The organism is Mesorhizobium sp. M2A.F.Ca.ET.039.01.1.1 (genome assembly GCF_003998035.1).
Classification (GTDB): Bacteria; Pseudomonadota; Alphaproteobacteria; order Rhizobiales; family Rhizobiaceae; genus Mesorhizobium.
On the sequence record NZ_RZRY01001455.1, the window covers coordinates 1 to 565 of the forward strand.

Consider the following 565-nt stretch of genomic DNA (forward strand, 5'->3'; position numbering starts at 1 on the left):
GGTGAGCAATTCCGTATCAGCCATGGGTCGCTCCGAGATAGGCGTCCTGGACTTGTGTGTTGGCGCGGATCTCGCCCGGCGTGCCTTCCGCAAGGATCTTGCCTGAATTGAAGACGGTGATGCGGTCGGCGAGTCCCATGACGACCGGCATGTTGTGCTCGATCAGAAGCACCGTCGCGTCCCTGGCGATCCCGCGCACCAGCGTGATGAAATTGTCGATCTCGCTGTCGGCCAGGCCCTGTGTAGGCTCATCGAGGATCAGCAAACGCGGCTTCAGCGCCAGGCCCATCGCCACTTCGAGCAGACGCTGATGGCCGTAGGAAAGATGCGCGGCCAGCGTGCCGGCGCGGTCGGCAAGTCCGGTGCGCTCCAGCGCCGCCATGACGCCGGTCCTGACCTGCCCCTTGGTGCGGCCGTCCGTCAGCGTGCGCTGCACCGGCAGCGCGACATTGTCGAAGACCGTGAGGTTGGCGAAGACGCTGGTGATCTGGAAGGTGTAGGCGACGCCGAGCCTGACCCGTTGGTAGGCCGGCATGGCGGTGATGTCCACGCCGTCGAAGACAAC

The 565-nt window shown here is 64.8% G+C and carries 1 protein-coding gene; it reads right to left on the minus strand.

Translation table 11 applies throughout. The annotated features are described in order from the left end of the window. Nucleotides 1-16: 16 nt before the first annotated feature. Nucleotides 17-565 (minus strand): ATP-binding cassette domain-containing protein (locus tag EOA24_RS40410; protein ID WP_133375089.1); only part of this gene is annotated, 549 nt, incomplete at its 5' end.